The organism is Arthrobacter sp. P1_D4, from assembly GCF_056406115.1.
Map to the genome: position 1 here is coordinate 21,504 of NZ_JBFUAU010000008.1, position 24,503 is coordinate 46,006.

The following is a 24,503-nucleotide window of genomic DNA, read 5'->3' on the forward strand; positions in this document are numbered from 1 at the left end:
GCTCCAACATCCTACGTGGTGTGCCGGGCTGGCTGGGATTCGAGGTTTTCCAGATCCCGGGCGGCGGCGGTGATATTCCGCGACATGGCGGGAAAAATGACGCTGTGGAACGGCAGCACTGCGAGCCAGTAGAGGCGGCCGCTGAGGCCCTTGGGGAAGAAAATGGCGCGCTGGCGGTAGCGGCTGCCCGTCCCCTCCGGCTCCACGGAAAGTTCGAGCCAGGCCCGGCCCGGGGCCCGCATTTCGGCCCGCAGCCGCAGCAGCCGGCCACGGTCGATCCGCTCGACCCGCCACCAGTCCACCACCTCGCCCTCGGCCAGCAGGTGCGGGTGCCGGCGGCCGCGCAGCAGCCCCGCCCCGCCGGTGAGCTTGTCCAGCCAGCCGCGCACCTGCCAGGCCAGCGGCAGGGAGTACCAGCCGTTCCGGCCGCCGATTCCTTCGATGACGGTCCACACATATTTGGGGTCCACGTCGCTTTGGAAGCTGCGCTCATCCACGTACACGGCGTGGCCGGACCAATCCGGGTCGCTCGGCAGGGGATCGGCGTCGACGCCGGCGCTGGCCCACGTGGTCTCCACCTGGCCGTCGCGTTCCTTGCCCAGGGCGAGGGCCACGGCCCGCCGGTAGGGGGTCAGGCCGCCCTCCGGCACAGGGATGTGCGCGTCGATGTCGTGCTCGGCGGCGACGGCGTCGTGCTGGAGCGATTCGACCAGCGGCAGGGACATGGAGAGCGGGATCGGGGTGGTCAGTGCCACCCACAGACCGGCCAGTTTGGGGGCCGGCACCGGCAGCGCCAGCACCACACGGTGCGGCAGGCCGGCCTCGGCGGCGTATTCCTGCATCATTCCGGCGTAACTGAGCACCTGGCGGCAGCCGATGTCGAAGGTCCGGTTGATGGGTCCTTCCAGCGACGCCGCCGCCACGAGGTAGTACAGGACATCACGGACCGCTATCGCCTCGATCTTGTTGCGCACCCAGCTCGGGGCGGGCATCAGCGGCAGCGTCTCGGACAAATGCCGGATCATTTCGAACGACGCCGAGCCCGAGCCGATCACGACGCCGGCCTGGAAGACCACTGCGTCCACCGGGCTTTCCAGGAACACCTTCCCCACCGCTTCGCGGGAGCGCATGTGGGTGGACAGTTCGGCTCCGGCCGGGTGCAGGCCGCCGAGGTAGACGATCCTGTCCACTCCGGCGGCGGCCGCGGCCCGGGCTGCCGTCCCGGCCATCGTCTTTTCCTTGGCCTCGAAGCCGGCCCCGGCCGCCATGGAATGGACCAGGTAGTACAGGACGTCGACGCCGTCGAGCGCCGCCTGCAGGGCGTCCCCGTCGTCGAGGCTGCTGTGGATCACCTCGACGTCGTCCAGCCAGGGCACGCCGGCGATCTTGGCCGGGGTGCGGACCACGACTTTGACCCTGTGTCCGGCTTCCAGGAGCCGGGGGACGAGCCGGCCGCCGATGTAACCGGTGGCCCCGGTGACGAGCACGGTCTTAGGGGATGCGGCCTTCGCGGTGGCTCCCTGCGGGGCTGGAGCAGGAGTTCCAGCGGGTTCGGGGGTTGCGGTTGTGCCGTTCATGGTGACTCCTTGTCAGCCAGCAGTTGGCGGGTGGCCTACCAAGCCATTCGGTGCGCGGCCCGCGTTGGATGGGCCGCCCGCTCCTGAAGCCAGCCTAGCCCCGTCGGCGGTGCCCCGGGCAGGTCCCGCCTGCCGGGCCCGTCGGCGTGCCCCGAGGCTCCGCGGTAGGCTTGGAGGGCCCGGGATTCTCGCGAATTTCGGCTATTCGTGTTGCCTGCACCCCGTGATCCCATCAGGAGCAACAGCTATGAGCCTCAACGGCCCCTCTCTCACCGGTTTGCGCCGTGTCCTCGCCGAAGACCGGAACTACGCCCGGATCCAGGCCGAGGCCGCCCGCGGGTTCGCCGCCCGCAGCGAGGATTACCAGATCAGCGCCCCGGCCGGAATGCGGTCCACGCTGCTCGCGGAAATGGCGGACGGACTCGCGACCCTGGCGGGAAACGAAACCGGCTCTGCAGGGGCTGGCCGGGGAGTGCCCGTGGTCCTGGCCGTCACCGCGACCGGCCGCGAGGCCGAGGACCTGACCGAGGCCCTGCGCGCCTTCCTGCCGGCCGAGACGATCGCGGAGTTCCCCAGCTGGGAGACGCTGCCGCATGAGCGGCTCTCCCCGCGCTCGGACACCGTTGGCCGGCGGCTGTCGGTGCTGCGGCGGCTCGCGCACCCCGAATCGTCCACCGCCGGTGCGCTGCGCGTGGTGGTGGCCCCCGTCCGCGCCGTCGTGCAGCCGATCGTCGCCGGCCTCGGCGAACTGGTGCCGGTGACCTTGAAGGTCGGCCAGGAGGCCCCCTTCAGCGGTGTCGTCAAGAGCCTGGCCGACGCCGCCTACGCCCGGGTGGACATGGTGACCCGCCGCGGCGAATTCGCCGTCCGCGGCGGCATGCTGGACGTCTTCCCGCCCACCGAGGACCACCCCATCCGGGTCGAGTTCTTTGGTGACGAGGTGGACCAGATGCGCTGGTTCGCCGTCGCCGACCAGCGCTCGCTGACCGCGCCCGGCCTGCACCATCCCACCGAACTCCATGCCCCGCCGTGCCGTGAAATCCTGATCACACCCTCCGTCATGTCCCGCGCCGCCACCCTGAAGTCCCAGCTCCCGGCCGCCGCGGACATGCTGGAGAAAATCGCCGGCGGCATCGCCGTCGAGGGCATGGAATCGCTGGCCCCCGTACTGGTGGACGCCATGGTCCCGTTCCTGGACCAGCTCCCGGCGGGTTCCATCGCGGTGGTGATCGAGCCGGAGAAGGTCCGCACCCGGGCGCACGACCTCGCCGCCACGAACGAGGAATTCCTCGAGGCCGCCTGGTCGACGGCGTCCGACGGCGGCACCGCACCGCTCGATTTAACTTCCGCGGCATCCGTTGCCCTGCACTCGGCCAGCTTCCGTTCGCTGACCGAGACCCGCACCGCGGCCCTCGAGCACGGCGTCTCGTGGTGGTCCATCACCTCGCTGGCCAGCGACGAGGAGCTGCTGCCCGACGTCGACGTGCTGAACCTGCACGCCCGGGAACCCCGCGGCTACCAGGGCGACGTGGCGGAAATGATGGACTTCATCGGCTCCCGCGTCCGGGACCAGTGGCGGATCGTCGTGGTCACCGAGGGCCCGGGCCCGGCGCAGCGCCTCGCCGAACTCTTCCACGACAACGACATCCCGTGCGCGCGGGTGGACACGCTCGAGGCCGATCCGCAGGCCGGGCTGATCGAGGTGACCACCGCCGCCGTCGGCCGCGGTTTTGTCCTGGATCCGCTCAAACTGGCGCTGCTGACCGAGGCTGACCTGCTGGGCCGGACCTCTGCCGGTTCCACGAAGGACATGCGCCGGATGCCGTCCAAGCGGCGGAACGCCGTGGATCCGCTGCAGCTCGTGGCCGGGGACTCCGTGGTGCACGAACAGCACGGCATCGGCCGGTTCGTGGAACTGATCCAGCGCAAGGTTGCCGGTGGCGGCGAGGGCATGCGTGAATACCTGGTCCTGGAGTACGCCCCGTCCAAGCGCGGAGCCCCGGGCGACCGGCTCTTCGTGCCCACCGATCAGCTGGACCAGGTCACCCGGTACGTGGGCGGCGACACCCCGGCGCTGAGCAAGATGGGCGGCGCGGACTGGGCGAGCACCAAGTCCAAGGCCCGCAAGGCGGTCAAGGAGATCGCCGGCGAGCTGATCCGGCTGTACTCGGCCCGGATGGCCTCCCGCGGCTACGCGTTCGGCCCGGACACCCCGTGGCAGCGGGAACTGGAGGAGGCCTTCCCGTACGTGGAGACCCCGGACCAGCTGACCACCATCAACGAGGTCAAGGCCGACATGGAGCGGGAGATCCCGATGGACCGGCTGATCTCGGGCGACGTCGGCTACGGCAAGACAGAGATCGCTGTCCGGGCCGCATTCAAGGCGGTCCAGGACGGCAAACAGGTCGCCGTGCTGGTGCCCACCACGCTGCTCGCCCAGCAGCACTACGAGACGTTCACCGAGCGGTTTTCCGGCTTCCCCCTGGTCGTCAAGCCGCTGTCCCGCTTCCAGACCGGCAAGGAGGCCAAGGAAACCGCCGACGGCGTCAAGGCCGGTTCCGTGGACGTCGTGATCGGCACGCACCGGCTGCTGTCCAAGGACTTCGGCTTCAAGGACCTCGGTCTGGTGATCGTGGACGAGGAGCAGCGCTTCGGCGTCGAACACAAGGAAGCGCTGAAGAAGATGCGCACCAACGTCGACGTCCTGGCCATGAGCGCCACCCCGATTCCGCGCACACTGGAAATGTCCCTGACCGGAATCCGCGAAACCTCCACCCTGGCCACCCCGCCGGAGGAACGGCACCCCGTGCTGACGTACGTGGGCCCGTACACGGACAAGCAGACTTCCGCCGCGATCCGCCGTGAGCTGATGCGCGAAGGCCAGGTGTTCTTCGTCCACAACCGGGTGTCCACGATCGACCGCACCGCGGCGAAGATCCGCGAACTGGTCCCGGAGGCCCGGGTGGAGGTGGCGCACGGGCAGATGTCCGAGAGCCGGCTGGAACAGATCATCGTGGACTTCTGGGAAAAGCGCTTCGACGTCCTGGTCTGCACCACCATCATCGAGACCGGCCTGGACATCTCCAACGCCAACACCCTGATCGTGGACGGCGCGGACAAGTACGGCCTCTCCCAGCTGCACCAGCTGCGCGGACGTGTGGGCCGCGGCCGGGAACGCGCCTACGCCTACTTCCTCTACCCCTCGGAAAAACCGCTGGGCGAGGTGGCCCTGGAACGGCTCAAGGCCGTCGCGACGCACAACGAGCTCGGCGCCGGCATGCAGCTGGCCATGAAGGACCTGGAGATCCGCGGCGCCGGCAACCTGCTCGGCGGCGAGCAGTCCGGCCACATCCAGGGTGTCGGCTTCGACCTCTACATCCGGCTGGTCGGCGAGGCCGTGGCCGAATACCGGGGCGAGGCGGAGGAGAAGGCCGCCGAAATGAAGATCGAACTGCCGGTCAACGCGCACCTGCCGCACGACTACGTGCCGGGCGAACGGCTGCGCCTGGAGGCTTACCGCAAACTCGCCAGCGCCATCACCTACGAGGCGATCGAGGAGGTCCTCGCGGAGCTCGTGGACCGTTACGGCGAACTGCCGCTGCCGGCCACCAACCTGATCGACGTCGCCCGGTTCCGGGTGGGCGCCCGCGAGGCCGGATTGTCCGACGTCGCGCTGCAGGGCAACTTCATCAAGTTCTCCCCGGCGCAGCTGCCCGAGTCCAAGCTCATGCGCCTGACCCGGATGTACCCGGGCGCGCAGGCGAAGCCGGCCCTGGACGCCGTGCTCGTTCCGAAGCCCAAGACCGCCAGGATCGGCGGCCGGGACCTGCAGGACGCCGAGATCCTGGAGTGGGCCAACGGCGTGATCCGCAACATCTTCTCCGACGCCCCTGTCTCTGCCACACCGGCGGTGAAATAAAAGAATGATGGGAGGACATCACGCCGCGTCGGGAGCCGCGGCGTGGGTAGCCATTGCCTCGACCGGCCCGTATGCGCTCGGCTGGTACCCCCTGGATCCCACCGGAATCGTGATCGGCGCGATGGCGACGGCGGGGACCGCGCTGGTCTGCGACTGGGACCATCGCGCCAGCACGGTGGCGCATGCGCTGCCGCCGCTGTCCAACCTGGTGGCGCGCGGCATTGAGAACGCCAGCGGGGGCCACCGGCAGGGCACTCATTCGGTGCTGGGCGCGGCGTTCTTCGTGCTGCTGGCCACGATCGCCGGGCAGTGGCAGGTGCAGACCCAGTGGGGGCTGCTGTCCGTCGGGGCCGGCCTGCTGTGCATGTTCATGATCAACATCGCCGCGAAGGCACTGAAGCTCTTCCCGAAATTCGGCTGGATCAGCAACTGGATCGTCGGGCTGCTCATGGCCGGACTCGTGACGTGGTTCGCGCCGCACCAGTGGACCTGGCTGCCGGTTTCGATGCTTACCGGGGTGCTGGTGCACATTGTGGGCGACATGATTACCACCGGGGGAGTGCCGCTGCTCTGGCCACTGGTGATCAAGCCGCCCAAGGTCCTGCGGAAACTGCCGCTGCTGAAGAACATTTGGAGGGCCAACGGGGCGTTCTCCATCCCGCTGCTGGGCCGGGCGGGTTCGCGGCGGGAATGGTTCGTCCTGATCCCGGTGAGCGGCTACGCCATGGTGGGGATGTTTGGCGCCGGGCTGGCGGTGGCCAAGGCGCACTTCCCCGCGGCCCTGGCGCTCGGCACGGGGCTGGTCAAGGGCCTGTTCGCGCTGGTGCCCGGCTAGGACTGCCACCGGTTAAATGACTGAAGCTCCGGATGAACCGGAGCTTCAGTCTTTTAAGGGTCAGGAGTGGCCTAGTTTTCGCCGGCCGAATCCGAGCGGCCCAGCAGGGTCTGCGGGATCCAGAACGCGGCGGCGAAGAGAATCAGGCAGACGGCCATCGGCCAGGTGTTTTCCAGCGTCAGGAAGGACAGCGAGTAGATCGCACCGAGGAACAGGACCATCATCGCGGCAAAGATGACGATGGTCGAGCCGAGGCTGTTCTCGGTCTGCGGGGTGGTGTTGCTGGACATTCGTTCCTCCTCGGCCCCGGGGGGCTCAAAACTGTGGGCGGTGCCGGCACGGTCAGTACGCGGACGAACCCTGTTCACCCTTGACGATCGCGATACCGGAGCTGGCGCCAATACGTGTTGCACCTGCAGCAATCATAGCCTGAGCATCGGCCAGGGAACGCACGCCGCCGGAGGCCTTGACACCCAGGTCCGGGCCGACGGTGCGGCGCATGAGCGCGACGTCCTCGGCGGTGGCCCCGCCGCCGTTGAAGCCCGTGGAGGTCTTCACGAAGTCCGCCCCGGCTTCCACGGCGGCCTCGCAGGCGAGCACCTTCTGGTCATCGCCCAGCAGCGCCGTTTCGATGATGACCTTCAGGATGGCTCCGCCCTCGTGCACGGCGGCCGCGACGGCGGCGATGTCATCCACCAGCGCGCCCTTGTCATTGGCACGGGCCGCGGCGATGTTGATGACCATGTCCACTTCTTCGGCACCGTCCAGGACCGCGCCGCGGGCCTCGAAGGCCTTGACGTCGCTCGGCGTGGCGCCCAGGGGGAATCCCACCACGGAGCACGTCAGGACGCCGGATGCCTTGAGCGCTTTCTTGACGGTCTTGACCCAGACCGGGTTCACGCACACCGACTTGAAGTGGTACTCCGCCGCCTCGGCGCAGACCTTGAGGATCTCCGCCTCGCTGGCCTCCGGCTTGAGCAGGGTGTGGTCGATGTAGGAGGCGATGTTGGGCGTTCCCCCGGTGGCGGCTTCTTGGCTCATGGTGGTCCCTTTCGTGGCGGGCCTGGGACGCGGCGGTCCCTTCCCTGGCCTTGTGGGCCTGCGGGCCCTGGCGGCGCCGCGTGGTGCGCGGCTTATCAGGGAACCATCTTGCCATAGGAATGTGCCCGGCGGATGCCCCCGGCCGGGCCTCCCCGGCACCTCAGGCGGCGGCCGCCAGGGGCCGGCCCATGGTGGCCTGAAGCAACTGGGAAGCGCACACCGACGCCGCGGAACCGGAGGCCACGAGCAGCCCCAGCCGGACGCCGTCGTAGGCTGCCGCGTCACCGATCGCCCAGATGCCCGGCACGGAGGTGCGGAAGTCCTGGCCGATGACGATCCCGCCGCCGGCAGCGGTGGCGAGCCCGGCCGTGGCGGCCAGCTCGTCGCGGGCGATGCGCTCCTCGGCGAGGATCACGAGGTCACCGTTCATGCTGGAGCCGTCCTCGAAGACGATGCCCGACGCCGGCAGGGCGGACCCGGCGGCGGTGGGAACGACGGCGGCGGGACGCACGGTCGTGCGGACCGGGCGGACGCCGCGGGACCGGAGCACGGCCTCGGCCTGGCCGGCGGCCGAACCCGTGCCGACCAGGATGCCGAGGGGGCGGCGGCCCAGGACCCGGGTGACGTCCTTGACGGCCTCGCCCAGCCCGGCGGCGTCGTCGATCGTGGAATAGCTCAGGCAGCGGGCGGCACCTTCCACCGGTGCCTCGGCGGGGGCGGAACCGGTGGCGATGACGAGCTCGTCGTAGTCGAACTCCATGCCGTCGGCGGTGGTCACGCGGCGGTTTTCCGCGTCGATATAGCTGGCCGGCTGGCCGAAGCGGACGGATACCTGGGGCAGGACGGCGAGCTCCAGCAATTCCTCGGGGGCGTCGTCCCGGTTGCTGAGGACGGTGATGGCGCCGGCGAACGGGGTCCGGGTGAGCTGCCGGACGAGCGCCTGGGCGGCCCGGCCGGCGCCGGCGATGACGATCCTGGGCCGGGCGGCCGTGGTGGCGGCAGCCGAAGCGCCTGTCAGGGAGGAAGTGGAGATGGGAGACATTGCCGGAGCGGACATGTGCTGGCCCTTTCGCTGGGTGGCCATCGTGTGGCCGGTGTGCTTGATGACCCCCAGCGTAGGCGTCCGATTTTTCCGGGGTGTTTCCCGGGTGTTGCCGCTTCTGCCCTGCCCGTTCGCCAGTATTTACCGGCCGGTAATGCCGTGGGTCACACCGTCTCGAAGGCCGGCACCCCGCGTTGGGTTAGACCCTGATCCGGTAGCCGCGTTTCACCACGGTTTCCACCAGCCGGGTGTCCGGCAGCGCGGACCGCAGCCGGCTGACTGTCATGTCCAGGGCATGCACGGAACCGCGCAGCTCCAGCAGGTCCGAGAGCGCCTCGCGGGAGAGCACAGCCCCGCCGGCGCCGATGAGCGCGCGCAGCAGCAACAGCGGTGCGGGCGCCATCTCGACCGGCTCGCCGTTGATGCGCAGCGAGCGGCCGCGCAACTCCACCCTGCCGGAAACGGTGTCGAGCCGGCGGACGTGGTTGAGTGCCAGGTGCTCGCAGACCAGCCGGATCAGGGCGCCCATCCGGAACCGTTCCGGGATCAGCGGGTGCAGCCCGGCATCGAGCAGCGGCTGCGCGGTGATGGGCCCGACGACGGCGGTCGCCACAGTGGTCTTCAGGCTCTCCACGAGCTGTTTGTAGACGCCCATCTCGTGCGCCGTGCTCCACATGGCGTCCACGGCGGGCGCGCTGGTGAACGTCAGGACATCGAGGTTGCCGCTGCACGCGGCTTCGATCAGCTTGGGCAGCCGGTCGGCGCCGTCGGGCTTGACCCAGCGGTACGGGGTGACCGTCAGGACGGCGGCCCCGGACATGCGCAGGCGCTCGAGCTGGCGGACATCGGTGTAGCCGTGCAGCTGCACCGCGACTGTCTTGCCGCGCACACCCTCGGCCAGGAGCATGTCCACGAGCGTGGACGTGGTTTCGTCGCTGCTGATTCCGACGTCGGCGAGCCCGGCGGCGCGCACGGCGCCGCGGGCTTTGGGCCCGCGGACGAACATCCGGGTCGCGGAGAGGGTCTCCAGCAGCTGGTCGCCAATGCCAAACGTGTCCGCGGCCTCGCACCAGCGGCGCATGCCGTAGGCGGTGGTCGCGATGCAAAGATCGGGCCGGGCGGCGATGATCGCCCGGGTGTCCTCGATCAGGCTCTGGTCCTCCCGGACCGGGGCGATTTTCAGTGCCGGGGCGTGAAGCACCTCGGCACCGCGGCGTTCCAGGGCCTCAATAAGGTCCTGCGAACGGCGGTGCGAGGTGACGCCGATCCGGAAGCCGTCCAGGGGAAGGTCCCGGTCGGTCGCGTCCTCGGCGGGTTCCGGCGCGGATGAGCCGGCGGGGCCGCCGACGGTCAGTGCGGAGGCTAGGGCGGGGTTCAAGGGGGACAGTGGTGCGCCGGGCTCCGGGAGGGCTGCGGCGACGGCGTTCAATGCGCTCATGGGAATCCTTACGCCTCCATCAGTGATGCAGCAAGACGGTCGAGCTCTGCCGTGGCACCGGCACAGCCCCGGTTGGCTTCGGCCACCCGGACAACGTCCCCGATCACCAGGACGGCGGGGTTGCTGCAGCCCGCGGCTGCGGAGGTGATGGTGCCCAGCTCGGCGATCGTGGTGCGCTGGCCGGGGCGGTAGCCGCGTTCGACGACCGCCATCGGCATGTCGGCCCGCATTCCGGCCCGGCGGAGTCCGGCCGCGAGGTGGTGCAGGGTGCCGATGCCCATCAGGACCACAATGGTTCCACCGAGCCCGGCGAGGTGCGTCAGTTCGTTCTCGGTCAGCGGGGCATGGCCGGAGACCACGGTGAACATGTGGCTGACGTCGCGGTGCGTGACCGGGATGCCGGCGGCGGCCGGAACCGAGATGGCGCTGGTGACGCCGGAGATGACGCGGACCGGAACCCCGGCCGCGACGCAGGACGCGACTTCCTCGCCGCCGCGGCCAAACACATAGGGGTCCCCGCCCTTGAGGCGGACCACGTTGTTGCCGGCCAGCGCGCTTTCCACCATGAGCTTTTCGATGTCGGCCTGGCTGACCTTGTGGTGGCCGGGCTTCTTGCCCACATCCACGAGCTCTGCCGAGGTCAGGGACGGCAGGTCCTGGTACGGGGCGAGCCGGTCGTAGAAGACGACGTCGGCATCGCGCAGCGCGGCGACGGCGGCGACCGTGAGCAGCTCGGTGGTCCCGGGTCCGCCGCCGACTAACGTGACGTGGCCCGCCGGGCCGGCCGGGGGCTCGGCCGCGACCGGGATGCCGGTGGCACGGCACCGGCCCAGGAGGGCCTCCCAGCCCGGCTGGCCGTCGTCGACCGCCGCCACCAGGAACGGGCGCTCGGGCAGCGGGCCGTCAATGCCGGCGCCCTGCGGGGTGCTGAGGCGGAACACGACGGCGCCGGCCGCCTTATAGCGCCGCACGGCCTGACGGGCGGCGTCGTCCGCGCCCGTGACCAGGACTTCGCGTCCGGTGAGGTCAATGGTGAGCTGCATGGCTATACCTCGTTCTCGTCAGGCAGTCCCGGGGTGGTGGCTCGGACCGGGATGGAAGCCCCGATCAGGACCGGCTGCTGCCCGGCCCGCGCCTTCTCCTCCGCAGTCGCGGGGCGCATCTGGCCGCGCTCGTCGGAGACGAAGGTGATCGAATCGTCTTTCTGGTCCGGGGCGTTGACGAAGGAGCGGAAGCGGCGGAGGCGCTCGGGATCCTTCAGGGTGTCGGCCCATTCGTCGACGTAGGTGTCAACGTGCTTGGCCATGGCGGCTTCGAGGTCCGCGGCAATGCCCAGGGTGTCGTGCACCACCACGTCCTCGACGTGCTTGATGCCGCCGTCGAGCTCTTCCTGCCAGCGCGCGGTGCGCTGCAGCCGGTCGGCCGTGCGGATGTAGTACATGAAGTAGCGGTCGATGTACCTGATCAGGGTTTCGTCGTCGAGGTCCTTGGCCAGCAGTTGGGCGTGCGCCGGGGTGGCGCCGCCGTTGCCGCCGACGTACAGGTTCCAGCCGTCGGCGGTGGCGATGACGCCGACGTCCTTGCCCCGGGCCTCCGCACATTCGCGGGCGCAGCCGGAGACGCCCATCTTCAGCTTGTGCGGGCTGCGGAGGCCGCGGTAGCGCAACTCGAGCGCGATGGCCATGGCCACCGAATCCTGGACCCCGAAGCGGCACCAGGTGGAGCCGACGCAGGACTTCACCGTGCGCAGGCTCTTGCCGTAGGCCTGGCCGGATTCGAAGCCGGCATCGACCAGGACCTTCCAGATTTCGGGCAGCTGCTCCAGCCGGGCGCCGAACATGTCGATCCGCTGCCCGCCGGTGATCTTGGTGTAGAGGCCGTACTGCTCGGCGACAGCGGCGATCACACCGAGTTTCTTCGGGGTGATCTCGCCGCCGGCGATCCGCGGGACCACCGAGTAGGTGCCGTCCTTCTGCATGTTGGCCAGGGCGCGGTCGTTGGTGTCCTGCAGGGTGCCGCGGCCGGCGTCCAGGACGTAGGCGCTGTTCTGGCTGGCGAGGATGTTGGCGATGGTCGGCTTGCAGATGTCGCAGCCGGCGCCGGTGCCGTATTTGGCCATGATCTCCTCGAAGGAGGTCAGCTCCAGGACCCGGATGGCGTCGAAGAGTTCCTGGCGGGAGAGCTCGATGTGTTCGCACAGGGCCTTGGAGACCTCGACGCCGGACTTGGCCAGTTCGGTTTCGAGCAGCTTCTTGAGCATCGGCACGCAGGAACCGCAGCTGGTGCCGGCGCGGGTGCAGCCCTTGAGCTCGCCGAGTTCCCGGACCGGCGCGTTGCCGTCGCAGGCCCCGCAGCCGTTGACGGTGTCACGGATGGTTCCGGCCGAGACGTTGTTGCAGGAACACAGGATGGCGTCATCCGGCAGTTGGATCTCCAAGACTTCGTCCCCGGCGTCGCCGCCGCCGGCCGCGGTGAGGTAGGCGCCGGGTTCGGCGGCCAGTTCGCGGCCCAGCATGGGGCGCAGGGAGGTGTAGGGCGAGGCGTCGCCGACGAAGATGCCGCCGAGCAGGGTCTTGGCATCGTCGGTGGTGACGATCTTCTGGTAGACGCCGCGGGCGGGGTCGGCGTAGACGATCTCGAGCGCGTGTTCGGTGCGGGCGAAGGCGTCACCGAAGCTGGCGACGTCGACGCCGGAGAGCTTGAGCTTGGTGGCGGTGTCGAAGCCGGGGAAGGTCGCGTCGCCGCCGTGCAGCCGGTCCGCGACGATTTCGGCCATCGTGTTGGCCGGGGCCACGAGGCCCAGGCACATGCCGCCGAAGTTGGCGACCTCGCCGATCGCCCAGATGCCGGGAACCTCCGTGGAGCAGTCGTCGGAGATGACGACGCCGCCGCGCTGGCCGAGCTGGAACTGCTGCGGTGCGCCCTCTGCGGCCCGGAACAGCTCGTCGCGGGGCCGCACGCCGATCGCGACGATCACGATGTCGGCGTCGATTATCCGGCCGTCGGCCATGAGGACGCCGGTGACCTGGCCGTCGTCGTCGGAGAGGACCTCGGAGGGGAACACCCCGCCGTGGACAGTGAAGCCCTTGGCCTCGATCAGCCGGCCGAGGGCCTGCCCGGCACCCTCGTCCAGCTGGGTGTTCATGAGCCACGGCGAGCCGTTGATGACGATCGGGGTGGCGCCGAGCTGTTCGGTGCCGGCGGCTGATTCCAGGCCCAGCAGACCGCCGCCGATGGTGACCGCGTTGACCTTCCGGCCCAGCTTCGCGGTGAGGTCCGCGATGGCCTTGTTGATGGACCAGACGTCCTCAAGGGTGCGGTACACATGGGTGAGTTCGGCGCCCGGGATGGGCAGGCGGGCAGCGTCCGAGCCCGTCGCGACCACCAGCTCGTCATACGGATAGACGGTTCCCGCCGCGGTCTGGACGGTCTTGCCGGCCGCGTCGATGCTGGTGACGCGCTCGCCGGTCTTGAGGCTCAGGGCCGTGTGGTCCCACATGGAAGCGCTGCCCAGGGTGAGGTCGACGTCGCTGTCGGTGAGTGCCTTGCTCAGCGCGACGCGGTCATAGGGGAGGTGGGCTTCCTCGGTGAGGACGGTAACGTGCCAGCCATCGAGTCCGCGGGCGTGCATGGCATCGGCGAAACGGTGCGCTGCGGGGCCGCCGCCAGCCACCACAATACGGCGCGGGGCGGCGCTGGTTGCGCCCTGGTTCGGGTGGCTTGAGGGGTGTCCGGTCACGGTGGGCCTTTCGCATGGGCCGCAGACGGTGCTCTGCAGCTTGTCGTCCCAGACTAGGCAACCGGAATTTCGCTTCAGTTTCCCTTATGTTTCGTGATCTTAACTTCTGCATCACGAATGCATTTCCCGCCGTGTGAGCTCTCTTTTACGCGCCGGACACATCCGGAGCGTCCGGATGAAACACCGCGCGCCTAGCTTGAATATGTGGCCGCAGCAGCGGTTGAGCCCGTAAGGGATGTATCAGAGAGGGGCCGGGATGACCGCCGTACTTGAAACCGCCGTACACGACGTTGAGGACCAAATTACTGGAGCCGCAGCCGGCTGGCACCGGGTGTGCGCCGTGGCGGACCTGGAACCCGCCTGGGGCGAGGCGGCACTGATTGCGGGCCGCCAGGTGGCCGTGTTCCGCACCCTGTCCGGTGAGGTTTTCGCCGTCGCGCAGGAGGACCCGGCCACCGGGGCGAACGTCATGGCACGCGGCATCACCGGATCCCGCGGGGACCGGCCCACGGTGGCATCGCCGTTGCACAAGGAGGTCTACGACCTCGGCACGGGAGAATGCCTCGGCAGCCCGGAACTCCGCCTCGCCACCTTCGGTACCCGGATTGTGGGCGGGTACATTGAGGTGCAGCTCTAGAGGCCCAGTGCCTCGCGGACGTCCGCAAGGACGCCGTCCAGGGCCGTGCGGGCCTCGTCCCGGGCTGCCGGAAGCTCGGCGGCCGAGCCGACACTGCGGATGACTTCCAGGTAGCACTTGAGCTTCGGTTCCGTGCCGCTGGGACGGATGATCACACGGCTGAGGTCCCGGGTCAGGTACAGCAGGCCCTCGGTGGGCGGGAGGAGTTCGCTGCCCTCGGCAAGGTCCTTGACGGCCTCGACGCCGGAGCCGCCGAACGATTCCGGCGGGTTCACGCGCAGCCGGTTCATCATCGCGTCCAGCAGGCCGAGGTCCGCCACCCGGATGCTGAGCTGGTCGCTCGCGTGCAGCCCGTGCACCAGGTACAGCTCGTCCAGGGTGTCAAAGATCGTCTTGCCCTCGGCCTTTGCGGCCGCCGCGAGTTCGGCAATGAGGACCGCGGCCGAAATGCCGTCCTTGTCGCGCACCAGCGACGGAGCAACACAGTAGCCCAGCGCCTCCTCGTAGCCGAAGACCAGCCCCGGCACCCGGGCAATCCACTTGAAACCGGTCAGGGTTTCCTCGTGCGCGTAACCTGCCGCGGCCGCGATCCGCGCCAGCAGCCGGGAGGACACGATCGAGTTGGCGAACACGCCGGCCGGTGCTTCGCCACTGGCGGCCTGCCGCGCCACGACGTGGGCACCGAGCAATGCGCCTACCTCGTCGCCGCGCAGCATGCGCCACGCGCCGGTATCAGGATCCTTCGCCGCCACCGCTGCCCGGTCGGCGTCGGGATCGTTGGCGATCACTATGTCGGCGTCCTCGCGCGTCGCCGCCTCGAGGGCAAGATCCAGCGCCCCGGGCTCCTCCGGGTTCGGGAAGTTCACCGTGGGGAAGTCCGGATCCGGCTGCGCCTGTTCGGTGACGAGCGTGACGTCGTCGAATCCGGCGGCGTTCAGCACCGCCACGGCCGTTTCCCCGCCCACCCCGTGCATGGGGGTCAGGACGATCTTGAGCCCGCGGGCTGGGAAGTGCTCAGGGACTGCCAGGGCCGCGACGGCGCGCTGGTAGTCGGCGGCGATCGAGGGCTCCAGCACGGTCCACCCGTCCGCGGCCAGGACGATGGAGTCCAGGGCGCCGACGGCGTCGATCTTCGCCGCTATCAGGGCGTCGTAGGGTGCCACGATCTGGGCGCCGCGGCCGCTTTCCTCCACCGCGTGACGGCCGAGGTACACCTTGTAGCCGTTGTCCTGCGGCGGGTTGTGGCTGGCGGTAACCATGACGCCGCCGTCGCAGTCCAGCGCCCGCACCGCGTAGGCGAGCAGCGGGGTGGGCAGCGCGGACGGCATCAGGAAGGTGTCAACCCCCGCCGCGGTGAGGATCGCCGCGGTTTCCTCGGCGAAAATGTCGGAGTTGTAACGGGCGTCATAACCGACGACGGCGCGCGGCCGGGTGCCGGGGGAGGCTTGCCCGACCGCGTTGGTGAGGAAGGCGGTGAAGCCGGCGGCGGCGCGGCGGACCACCACGCGGTTCATCCGGTTCGGACCCGGGCCGAGGGCTGCCCGCAGTCCAGCGGTGCCGAACTGCAGGGTGCCGCTGAAGCTGTCGGCCAGTTCCTGGCGGGCCGCGGCGACGCCCCCGTCGGTGAGGCGGACCAGTTCGGAGAGGGCGGCGGCGGTGGCGGGGTCCGGGTCCTGGCTTGCCCAATCGCGGGCATCGCTCAGGAGGCGGGCGAGTTCGGCATCAGAAGACGTCATGGAACCAAACTATCGCCAATCGTGGGCGATTCCTGGCCAGACAATCGAGAGTTCGGGTTTCAGTTCCATCTCGAGGCTTTTCGCGGGACCTTGACACCCAAATTTCCGGACACGTAACGTCTGGAATATGAAGATGGGCCGTGGTGTCGAGTGGGCCGTGCACAGTTGCGTCAACATGGCATGGACACCGCCCGGTGAGCCGGTGAACAGCGCCCGGCTGGCGGAGTTCTACAAACTCCCGGCGGCCTATCTCAACAAGCAGTTTCAGTCGCTGGTCCGGGCCGGCGTCCTGGACTCGGTGTCGGGTCCCCGCGGCGGCTTTCTCTTGGCGCGCCGGCCCGAGAACATCACCGTGCTGGACATCGTGCTGGCGCTCGAGGGCCAGGACCCGGCGTTCCGATGCGAGGCGATCCTCGGAAATGTTCCGGAACCGGACCGGCAGGAGAACTTCGCGCGGACGTGCCTGATTTCCCAGACCATGCGCCAGGCCGAACTCGCCTGGCGGCAGGCCCTGGCGCGCCAGAGCATCGCCGGGATCGCGGACTCGATGGAGCGGCGGTTCCCGGCGGACAAGGCAAAGGTCCTGGACTACCTGGCTGCGGAATAACCGCAGCCGGGTGGCCCAGGACCTGTTGCGGGGCCTAGCCCAGAACCAGGATCAGAGCTTGGCGATGATGTCTGCCAGCAGCTTGGAAATCCGCGGGCCGGCGGCCTCGCCGGCCTCAAGGACTTCCCCGTGGCTGAGCGGCACGGGGCTGATCCCGGCGGCGAGGTTGGTCACCAGCGAGATGCCGAAGACCTCCATGCCGGCGTGACGGCCGGCGATCGCCTCAAGCGCCGTGGACATGCCCACCAGGTCGGCGCCGATCCGCTTGGCGTACTGCACCTCGGCGGGCGTCTCATAGTGCGGGCCGGTGAACTGGGCGTAGACGCCCTCGTCCAGCGACGGGTCCACCTCGCGGGCCAGCCCGCGGATCCGGGAGGAGTACAGGTCCGTCAGGTCCACGAACGTTGCCCCTTCCAGCGGAGAAGTGGCGGTGAGGTTGATGTGGTCGCTGATGAGCACCGGCGTGCCGGGCGTCCAGTTCTCGTTGAGCCCGCCGCAGCCGTTGGTCAGCACGAGGGTCTTACAGCCGGCCGCGGCGGCGGTGCGCACGCCGTGCACCACGGCGCGGACGCCCTTGCCCTCGTAGTAGTGCGTGCGTGCGCCCAGGACCAGGGCCCGCTTGCCCTCTTTGGTCAGGACCGAGCGGATGGTCCCCACGTGCCCCACCACGGACGGTGCGGAGAAGCCGGGGATTTCGGCGGCGGACAAGGTGGCGGTGGTCTCGCCGATGAGCTCGGCGGCGTCGCCCCAGCCCGAACCGAGGACCAGCGCGACGTCATGGGAGTCGACGCCCGTCTCTGCGGCGATGTAGTCGGCGGCGGCGCGGGCGGCGTCGAAAGGGTCCGTGTTCAGGAATTCTGTTGTACTCACCGGTACAAGTTATCGCGGCCGGGGCCCGCTGCCCAGCATGCACGGCCGGACCCGCGCGCGGCCCGGATTCTTGGTGGCTCCGGTTCAGATGGTGGACAATGGTTGATTGTGACTACGCATCCTGACTTCAGCTCACCCCGCATCGCAATTCTCGGCGGAGGGCCTGGCGGCTACGAGGCCGCCATGGTCGCCGCCTCGCTGGGGGCGCAGGTCACCATTATCGAGCGTGCGGGCCTCGGCGGCTCGGCGGTGCTGACCGACGTCGTACCGTCCAAAACCCTGATCGCGACGGCAGATCTGATGACCCGCGTCGGCGAGGCCGGCGAGCTCGGGGTTAAATTCGACCTCGACGGCGGCGACTGCACCCCTACGATGCGCGCGGACCTCAAGCACATCAACGACCGCCTGCTGCGGCTGGCGCGGAAGCAGTCGGAGGACATCCAAGTCGGGCTGGAACACCAGAACGTCCGCATCCTGATCGGCTCCGGCAGGCTGCTGGACAACCACACCATCGAGGTCCTCACCGCCAACGGCACCGAGACGGTGGAGGCAGACACCATCCTGCTGGCGGTCGGCGCCCACCCGCGCGAGCTGCCCACGGCCCGCCCGGACGGTGAGCGCATCCTCAACTGGGCCCAGATCTACAACATGGACGTGCTCCCCGAAGAGCTGATCGTGGTGGGTTCCGGCGTCACGGGCGCAGAGTTCGCCTCGGCCTACAACGGCCTGGGTTCCAAGGTCACCCTGATTTCCAGCCGCGACCGCGTGCTGCCGGGCTCGGACACCGACGCCGCCGAGGTCCTCGAGGGCGTCTTCGAACGCCGCGGGCTCAAGGTCCTCTCCCGCGCCCGCGCCGAGACGGTCGAGCGCACGGACGACGGCGTCGTGGTCACCCTCGGCGACGGTTCGAAGGTGACCGGCAGCCACTGCCTGGTCTGCGTCGGCTCCATCCCCAACACGGCCGGCATCGGCCTGGAGGAAGCCGGCGTCGCGCTGACCGAGAGCGGCCACATCAAGGTCGACGGCGTCTCGCGCACCACTGCGCCGAACATCTACGCCGCGGGCGACTGCACCGGCGTGCTGGCGCTCGCCTCCGTCGCCGCGATGCAGGGCCGGATCGCGATCGCGCACTTCCTGGGCGACAGTGTCATGCCCCTTAAGCTGCACCAGGTGGCGTCCAACATCTTCACCTCGCCCGAGATTGCGAACGTGGGCGTCTCCGAGGCCGAGATTGATTCGGGCAAGTACCAGGCCGACGTCATCAAACTGTCCCTGCGCAGCAACGCGCGCGCCAAGATGCGCAACCACCGCGACGGTTTCATCAAGATCTTCGCCCGCAAGGGCTCCGGCACCGTGATCGGCGGGGTGGTGGTGGGCCCGAACGCCTCCGAGCTCATCTTCGCGATCTCGATCGCCGTGACCCAGAAGCTGCACGTCGACGACATCGCCAGCACCTTCACCGTGTACCCGTCCCTGAGCGGCTCCATCTCCGAAGCGGCCCGGCGGCTCCACGTCCACATGTAACAGTTCACATGTAGCAAAACCGGAGGCCGGAGCCATGCAGAGTCCCCGCTCGCTTGTTGAGCCGATGAAACAGAACTGTGCGCTGCCCCCCGGTCCAGAGGAACGCTTTGCCGGCTACGCCGTCATGGGCGTTCCGTTCAGCTCCGGCTACGTCCTGGCCTTTCGGCATTTTCCGGCATCGTCCGTCGGCCCTGGCTACATTTCGGTCTGGATCCGCGACCCTGCCGGCGTCTGGGCGATTCACAGCACCACCGACCCCGGGACCTCCTGCCCCCGCTACTTCGGCAGCGCCATCGGCTCGGCGTCCACTAGCCGGGTTTCCATCCGGTGGCGTGACGGCTATTCCCTTAGCGTGGAAGTCGGAGCCGGCGTGGACCTGAGCTGGGATTTGACGCTGGCGGCGACGCCGATGACCCGGCTTATGTCCGCGGTGTCCGGCGCCGTTCCGGAGCGGCTGTGGCGCAGCCGGACGTTCCTGCGCGCCATGGGGGCCGTTGCCGGCCCGGTGCTGGGGGCGGGGCACCTCGGGCTGACGGGCGCGGCGCCCAACGGCCAAACGTTCTTGGCGCGTCCGCGTCAGATGTGGTTTGTCCGCGAAAGCAAAGCGCAGCTGCAGGGGCACAGCCTGGGACAGGCGTCGGCATTGCCGGTCCAGGACCGGCTCGGGGAATTCTGGGTCCCGCAGCGCGGCATCTTCATGACCGGCTCGGTCTTGTTCGAGCCCTAAGTACGGGGAACTCCCGCATTTACCCGGCCTAAAACGGGTACGGCGCGATGTCCGGCCGCACGGTCAGCCACTGGATTTCCGTGAAGGATTCGATGTTGGCGTGATGGCCGCCGATCCGCGAGCCGTTGCCCGAGTTCTTGACCCCGCCAAAGGGCGAGTTGGCCTCGTCGGACACCGTCTGTTCGTTGATATGGATCTTTCCGGAGTCGAGCCGGTCGGCGATCGTCATGGCCATCCCGACGTCGCCGAGGATTCCTATCGAAAGCCCGTATTCATTGTCGTTGGCCAGGGCAACGGCCTCGTCCACGGTGGAGAACTTCATCACCGGGGCGACGGGGCCGAAGATCTCGTCCTTCCACGCCGGGCTGGCGAGGTCGAGGTCGGCGAGCACGGTGGGCTGGTAGAACCGGCCGTCATGGCTGCCGCCGGCGGCCAGGCGCGCGCCGCCCTGCACCGCGTCCTGAACGATCGTGTCCACCCGGTGGAGCTGCTTCTCGTCGATCACCGGGCCCAGCGCCACTGTTCCGCTCTTCGGGTCGCCTACCGGTAGATGGCGGGCCTTTTCCGCCAGGGAGCTGACGTAGTCCTCGTAGATGTCCTCGTGCACGATATGCCGGCCGGACGCCATGCAGATCTGACCCTGGTGCATGAAGGAGCCAAACGCGGCGGCGGAGACAGCTTTGGGGAGGTCGACGCCGGGCAGCACGATCAATGCGTTGTTCCCACCGAGTTCCAGGTGGGCACGCTTGAGCAGCCGGCCGGCCGCCTCGCCCACTTTGCGCCCTGCCGCCGTCGACCCCGTGAAGGCGATGACGCTGACCTCCGGTGCCTCTACGACGGCCGAGCCGATCTCGGCGCCGCCGGGCAGCAGGGAGAGCAGGCCGGGCGGAAGACCCGCCTCCTCGAACACCCGGACCAAGGTGACGCCACCACAGACCGCAGTGCGCGGGTCCGGTTTGAGCAGGACGGCGTTGCCAAGGGCCAGCGCCGGGGCGACTGCGCGGATGGAGAGGATCAGCGGGAAGTTGAAGGGTGCAATCACCGAAACGACGCCGACGGGCCGGCGCCGGGCGAAGGACCAGCGGCTCTCGTTTGAGGTCAGCACGTCGCCAGCCGGGAGTGAGGGCAGGACGGAGGCGTCGTAGCATTCGTTGGCCGCGATGTGGGTTTCCAGCCCCGCTTTGGGCGGGATGCCGCCGGATTCGCGGACGATCCAGGCCTGGATTTCCGCCGAGTGTTCCTCCCAGAGTTGTCCCGCGCGGCGGAGCACGGCGGCGCGGTCTTCCGGGTTGCGGGCGGCCCAGTCCTTCTGCGCTTTCGCGGCCACCGCGGCGGCTTCGCGGACATCCTCCACGGAGGCCACGCCATAGCGGCCCAGCGTTTCTCCAGTGGCCGGTTCGACGGCGTCACCGGTCCCGCCGCGCCCGGGCCGCCAGCCGCTGAGGTAGATCCTGCCGTCCCAGAGGGCGGAGTCGAGCAGGGACATGTTGCGTCCTTTCATCGAGGGTTCTGCTTGTGTACCGGCCGGTCGAATCAGAACCGGACCGGGCCTTCGTCCATCTCATGTCGGTAGGCCGCCGCCGTCAAGAGTGCGGGCGTCAAGAGGGCCGTGCGTTGCCGCCCGCGGGACCTTCGGCCGTAGTGCGTCACAGCCGGGCGAGGTCAACTTGGCACATGGCCAAAATCTATGTCCCCTACGGAACCGTTGAAGGACAAACAGCAAAAATCGCGGATTACATCGGCGACGTGATCCGGGCGCTCGGGCACGAAGCAGAGACGGCGGACCTCAAACTTTCCGGAGATACCCTTCCGGGCGGCTACGACGGCGTGATCGTGGCGGCCTCCGTGCACGTGGGAAAGCACGAGGGGTACGTCACGGACTTCGTGAAGAAGAACCGCGGTGAGCTCGAGCGTTTGCCTTCCGCCCTCGTCTCAGTGAGCATGGCCGCGCAGGGGGACGAGCAGACCGCGGAGGGCTACGTGGAGAAGTTCGAGCAGGACACGGGGTGGCGGCCCGCGCACGTCGGACTGTTCGCCGGCGCCCTGCTCTATACCCACTACGGGTTCATCAAGAAGCACGTCATGAAGAAGATCGCCAAGGACAAAGGATCCCTCGACACGGACACGTCCCGTGACTACGTGTACACCGAGTGGGACGGAGTCAGGCGCTTCACGGAGGACTTCCTGGCCCGGTTCGCCGAGCCGCCGGCCCAGCCGTAGGGCTCAGTCGTAGAGCTCAGGAGTAGGCGTACGGCGGAACCGTGTCGCCAGGGGTGAAGGGTTTGAACCACTGCTCGAAATCCAGACTTGCGGCGTCGTCCTCGAGAACGTCAAGGTTGTCGGAGTACAGCGCGTCACTGTCGGCATCCTCCAACAGGACTTCCTCGACGTCGGCCCGCCAGTCCTCCGGAAGGTCCAGTTCGTAGATGTCCTCGGTGATTTCCGCCTGATCGAGCAGGCAGCGGACGGCTAGTTCCGCTGCAAGGCAGCCGGGGGCGGTCCAGCCCCGGACCAGCGACGCGGTGACGTCGGCCGCGACCACGATGAACTTCTGGGTGAACTTCGCGTCGTAGCTGGCGGCGAACTGGGGCGGCAGCGAGGACAGGACGGAGGTGCCGGCGATGTCGGCCGGCGTGAGAACATCCAGCGTGCTGAGCGTTCCGAGATCGCGGAACAACTGGTCGATCAGAATGCTGGACGAGTTCCACAGGAGTCCGGCCAGCAGGCGGGTCTGGCCCACGGCTTTGCGCCGGTCTTCGGAGGAGACGGAGGCCATCTCGGCCAGGTCCTCGGGATCAAACTGGAACCGCTGCTCGGCCGTCATGTCGTCCGGGTGGGGGTCGAGCCCAAGCAGTTCCAGGCTCAACCCGGTCAGCTTCCCGGCGTCGGCCAGCAGTTCTTCGGTGATGTCGTCGTCGTCGGCGCTCATGGCCCCGATGCTACCCGCCGTTTGCCCGCGGCCCGATTTGCGTTACGCGGCCGGGTTTGGCGGCGGTGCGGCAGCCTTAGGCGGCCGCCGGGTGGGTGGTTCCCGACGTCGAACCGGCCCTGGCCATCCGGACGGACAGCAGATAGGCGATCCCGCAGGCCAGGGGAACCAAGCTGGCGGCGATCAGCGATCCGACCGCACCCGACCTTCCGATGATCGTGATCAACAGCGGCAACACCCCCAAGCCCACCAACAGCCAGCCGGCCAGTGCGGTAACTTTCAGGCCAAGGATTGCGGCCGGGAACGCCAGCGCGAGAACGCTGACGGCGATGAGGGGGCCGTTGTCGTTGAGGAAGGCGCTCAGGGCGGCGGGGTCGAAGGCGAGCCACACGCACGCGGCGATGAAGGCCGAGGCGAGGGCGAGCAGCAGGGGAGCGGTTGCCGCCGGCCAGAACCAGGCCGAGACCGCGAGGATGAGCATCGGCACCACCCAGGCGAGCGTGATCAGCGGTCCGGTTGTTCCGCCCGGGTCCTGCATCGCGAAGCCGCCGATGAAGATTCCCCCGATGACGGTGAACGCCGCCATGACGGCCGCGCCGGTGCGCGTCAGCGCGGCGGCCCGCCGTTGCGGATCCTTTTCACGGGACATGACAACACCCATCACGACCGCGAACACAATGATCGCGCCGAGCGCCAAAATGACCGGGACGTTCATGGGATGCCTCCTGCGGATGAACGGAACCTACGTTCATTGCATCCCCACCCCTCGGACGTGCCAAGGGGAGAAAGGCCCGCTTCGGGGCGGTTGGAGTTGCTAAGTGCCCTGAACTCCGGACTGGCCGATTTGAAGGCAAAAGCGCCCCCGGCAACTGCCGGGGGCGCCCTGTGTTGTCGGGGGTTACGGCGCCAGCAAGCTGCAGACGTCGGTTACGGTGCCCTTTCCGGAGAACAACGTCCTTTCGCTGAAGTCAGGATTGAGCGTCCAGTGCATGGTGCCCGTAGTGAGGAACAGCCCCGCGGGGTGCCCGTTCGCGTCTGGAACGATAATGGTGTTCCTCCCTGTGGCGGTGACGTCAAAGCTGCCGTCCTGCAGGGTCGTAACGTGGGTCACCCCGGTAATGACGTAGGTCACCGTTTTCAGAGCAGGAGCGGGCCCCGTGAGGGTAATCCTCAAATTGGGGCCGGTTAAGGCGACCCGGTCTCCCGGCAGGACGACAGTCCCTGCCTTGCCCGAGAGCTGAGCCTGGAGATCGAACGTCGGACAGGCGATCGTGAAAGGTGTTTGGTCCACCGGAACGGGAGTGGCGGCGGCAACAGCCGGGCCGGCACTTGCGGAGAGTGCGGCGGCGACTGCGATGGTGATGGGTGCGAGCCAGCGTTTCATTAAGGTCCTCCTTTGTAGCTTGCAAAAGTCCCCCCAGACATACGGGACGAGTCCCTGACTGCAAAGCCCTTGCATGCTACCGCAGCCCTCCGGCTCCAACGCAGGTATCGACTACGCGCCTATGAGGTGTCCGCTACTTATCTGCGGAGATAGGCCAGCCCGGCTGGCAGCACCAGGGCTCCCGCAGGATCGGGCGAGAACGAACTGCATCAAGCGAACTGGCCTTAGAAGAACCAGCGGCAAGGCCGAACCCGTGGCGCGTCTGGGTCACGCAGTGAGCTGCGTCCGAAGGATGTCGGGGCTTCCCGGTATGTGTTCATTCCTGTGTGGTTTGGAAAGGCCGCTTAGCCTTAGCGGAGCGGAGTTGGCCAGAGCCCTCACGGTTGGTCGGGGCTCTTTTGGATGATGGCCGGTCCAGCTTGGAGTTCTCTTCGCGTGCGTGGATCTTCCTTCGGCGCCGCCGTGCGGGCGATCGGGGGAATAAGGCCTCTACCTTTG

Annotated in this window: 20 protein-coding genes; 7 read left to right on the forward strand and 13 right to left on the reverse strand. The window is 68.5% G+C overall.

Annotation, left to right across the window (positions count from 1 at the left end; genetic code table 11):
* Positions 1–11: 11 nt before the first annotated feature.
* Positions 12–1,577 carry an SDR family oxidoreductase gene (locus AC1D0A_RS08810; RefSeq protein ID WP_476945619.1) on the reverse strand — a complete coding sequence of 522 codons (1,566 nt, stop codon included), beginning with the start codon at positions 1,575–1,577 and terminating at the stop codon, positions 12–14.
* Between the two features lie 247 nt (positions 1,578–1,824).
* Between AC1D0A_RS08810 and mfd the strand changes: the two genes are divergently transcribed.
* Positions 1,825–5,496 (forward strand): transcription-repair coupling factor, encoded by a 3,672-nt coding sequence (mfd, locus tag AC1D0A_RS08815; RefSeq protein ID WP_243179750.1) that lies wholly within the window; start codon positions 1,825–1,827, stop codon positions 5,494–5,496.
* Between the two features lie 4 nt (positions 5,497–5,500).
* A complete protein-coding gene (locus tag AC1D0A_RS08820) occupies positions 5,501–6,331 on the forward strand; it encodes a metal-dependent hydrolase (RefSeq protein ID WP_018774647.1) in 831 nt (276 codons plus the stop codon).
* A 71-nt stretch (positions 6,332–6,402) separates the two neighbouring features.
* Here AC1D0A_RS08820 and AC1D0A_RS08825 read toward each other — a convergent pair whose 3' ends face one another.
* The 6 genes from AC1D0A_RS08825 to nirB all read right to left on the reverse strand — a co-directional run bounded on the left by AC1D0A_RS08825 (position 6,403) and on the right by nirB (position 13,591).
* The gene (locus AC1D0A_RS08825; protein WP_028278362.1) at positions 6,403–6,621 is read right to left on the reverse strand and encodes a hypothetical protein; all 219 of its coding nucleotides are present in this window, start codon (positions 6,619–6,621) and stop codon (positions 6,403–6,405) included.
* A gap of 52 nt (positions 6,622–6,673) precedes the next feature.
* Positions 6,674–7,372: a deoxyribose-phosphate aldolase gene (gene deoC / locus AC1D0A_RS08830; protein WP_243179738.1), complete on the reverse strand. Its 699-nt coding sequence runs from the start codon at positions 7,370–7,372 to the stop codon at positions 6,674–6,676.
* Between the two features lie 160 nt (positions 7,373–7,532).
* Positions 7,533–8,429 carry an FAD-dependent oxidoreductase gene (locus tag AC1D0A_RS08835; protein ID WP_243179736.1) on the reverse strand — a complete coding sequence of 299 codons (897 nt, stop codon included), beginning with the start codon at positions 8,427–8,429 and terminating at the stop codon, positions 7,533–7,535.
* Between the two features lie 184 nt (positions 8,430–8,613).
* On the reverse strand, positions 8,614–9,852 hold the full coding sequence (locus AC1D0A_RS08840; RefSeq protein WP_476945620.1) for a uroporphyrinogen-III synthase: 1,239 nt from the start codon (positions 9,850–9,852) through the stop codon (positions 8,614–8,616).
* Between the two features lie 8 nt (positions 9,853–9,860).
* Positions 9,861–10,895, reverse strand: coding sequence for a uroporphyrinogen-III C-methyltransferase (cobA, locus tag AC1D0A_RS08845; RefSeq protein WP_476945621.1), 1,035 nt, complete (start codon positions 10,893–10,895; stop codon positions 9,861–9,863).
* Positions 10,896–10,897: 2 nt separating this feature from the next.
* Positions 10,898–13,591 (reverse strand): nitrite reductase large subunit NirB, encoded by a 2,694-nt coding sequence (gene nirB / locus AC1D0A_RS08850; protein WP_476945622.1) that lies wholly within the window; start codon positions 13,589–13,591, stop codon positions 10,898–10,900.
* 256 nt (positions 13,592–13,847) lie between these two features.
* On the opposite strand from nirB, the gene nirD reads away from it, so the two are divergent.
* Entirely contained in the window at positions 13,848–14,228 is a 381-nt protein-coding gene (gene nirD / locus AC1D0A_RS08855) for a nitrite reductase small subunit NirD (protein ID WP_476945623.1), read from the forward strand.
* Here the strand turns inward: nirD and AC1D0A_RS08860 are convergent.
* A complete protein-coding gene (locus AC1D0A_RS08860; RefSeq protein WP_476945624.1) occupies positions 14,225–15,964 on the reverse strand; it encodes a phospho-sugar mutase in 1,740 nt (579 codons plus the stop codon). The two genes, nirD and AC1D0A_RS08860, sit on opposite strands and share 4 nt — an antisense overlap.
* A gap of 133 nt (positions 15,965–16,097) precedes the next feature.
* Between AC1D0A_RS08860 and AC1D0A_RS08865 the strand changes: the two genes are divergently transcribed.
* Positions 16,098–16,571 carry an RrF2 family transcriptional regulator gene (locus AC1D0A_RS08865; protein WP_476871293.1) on the forward strand — a complete coding sequence of 158 codons (474 nt, stop codon included), beginning with the start codon at positions 16,098–16,100 and terminating at the stop codon, positions 16,569–16,571.
* A 51-nt stretch (positions 16,572–16,622) separates the two neighbouring features.
* Here the strand turns inward: AC1D0A_RS08865 and AC1D0A_RS08870 are convergent, their stop codons facing one another.
* On the reverse strand, positions 16,623–17,441 hold the full coding sequence (locus AC1D0A_RS08870; RefSeq protein WP_028278355.1) for a purine-nucleoside phosphorylase: 819 nt from the start codon (positions 17,439–17,441) through the stop codon (positions 16,623–16,625).
* 108 nt (positions 17,442–17,549) lie between these two features.
* Between AC1D0A_RS08870 and AC1D0A_RS08875 the strand changes: the two genes are divergently transcribed.
* Positions 17,550–18,965, forward strand: a complete 1,416-nt coding sequence (locus AC1D0A_RS08875; RefSeq protein ID WP_028278354.1) for an NAD(P)H-quinone dehydrogenase — start codon at positions 17,550–17,552, stop codon at positions 18,963–18,965.
* A gap of 64 nt (positions 18,966–19,029) precedes the next feature.
* Positions 19,030–19,692: a hypothetical protein gene (locus AC1D0A_RS08880; RefSeq protein WP_476945625.1), complete on the forward strand. Its 663-nt coding sequence runs from the start codon at positions 19,030–19,032 to the stop codon at positions 19,690–19,692.
* A gap of 28 nt (positions 19,693–19,720) precedes the next feature.
* On the opposite strand, the gene AC1D0A_RS08885 is transcribed toward AC1D0A_RS08880, so the two are convergent.
* Complete coding sequence (locus tag AC1D0A_RS08885; RefSeq protein WP_476945715.1) at positions 19,721–21,178, reverse strand: benzaldehyde dehydrogenase; 1,458 nt, start codon at positions 21,176–21,178, stop codon at positions 19,721–19,723.
* Between the two features lie 188 nt (positions 21,179–21,366).
* Here AC1D0A_RS08885 and AC1D0A_RS08890 point away from each other — a divergent pair, with 188 nt between their 5' ends.
* A complete protein-coding gene (locus tag AC1D0A_RS08890; protein ID WP_243179708.1) occupies positions 21,367–21,912 on the forward strand; it encodes a flavodoxin domain-containing protein in 546 nt (181 codons plus the stop codon).
* Between the two features lie 16 nt (positions 21,913–21,928).
* On the opposite strand, the gene AC1D0A_RS08895 is transcribed toward AC1D0A_RS08890, so the two are convergent.
* The 3 genes from AC1D0A_RS08895 to AC1D0A_RS08905 all read right to left on the reverse strand — a co-directional run bounded on the left by AC1D0A_RS08895 (position 21,929) and on the right by AC1D0A_RS08905 (position 24,005).
* Entirely contained in the window at positions 21,929–22,621 is a 693-nt protein-coding gene (locus AC1D0A_RS08895; protein ID WP_476945626.1) for a hypothetical protein, read from the reverse strand.
* Between the two features lie 76 nt (positions 22,622–22,697).
* Complete coding sequence (locus AC1D0A_RS08900) at positions 22,698–23,336, reverse strand: hypothetical protein (protein ID WP_476945627.1); 639 nt, start codon at positions 23,334–23,336, stop codon at positions 22,698–22,700.
* Between the two features lie 183 nt (positions 23,337–23,519).
* Entirely contained in the window at positions 23,520–24,005 is a 486-nt protein-coding gene (locus AC1D0A_RS08905; RefSeq protein ID WP_243179694.1) for a hypothetical protein, read from the reverse strand.
* Positions 24,006–24,503 lie beyond the last annotated feature (498 nt).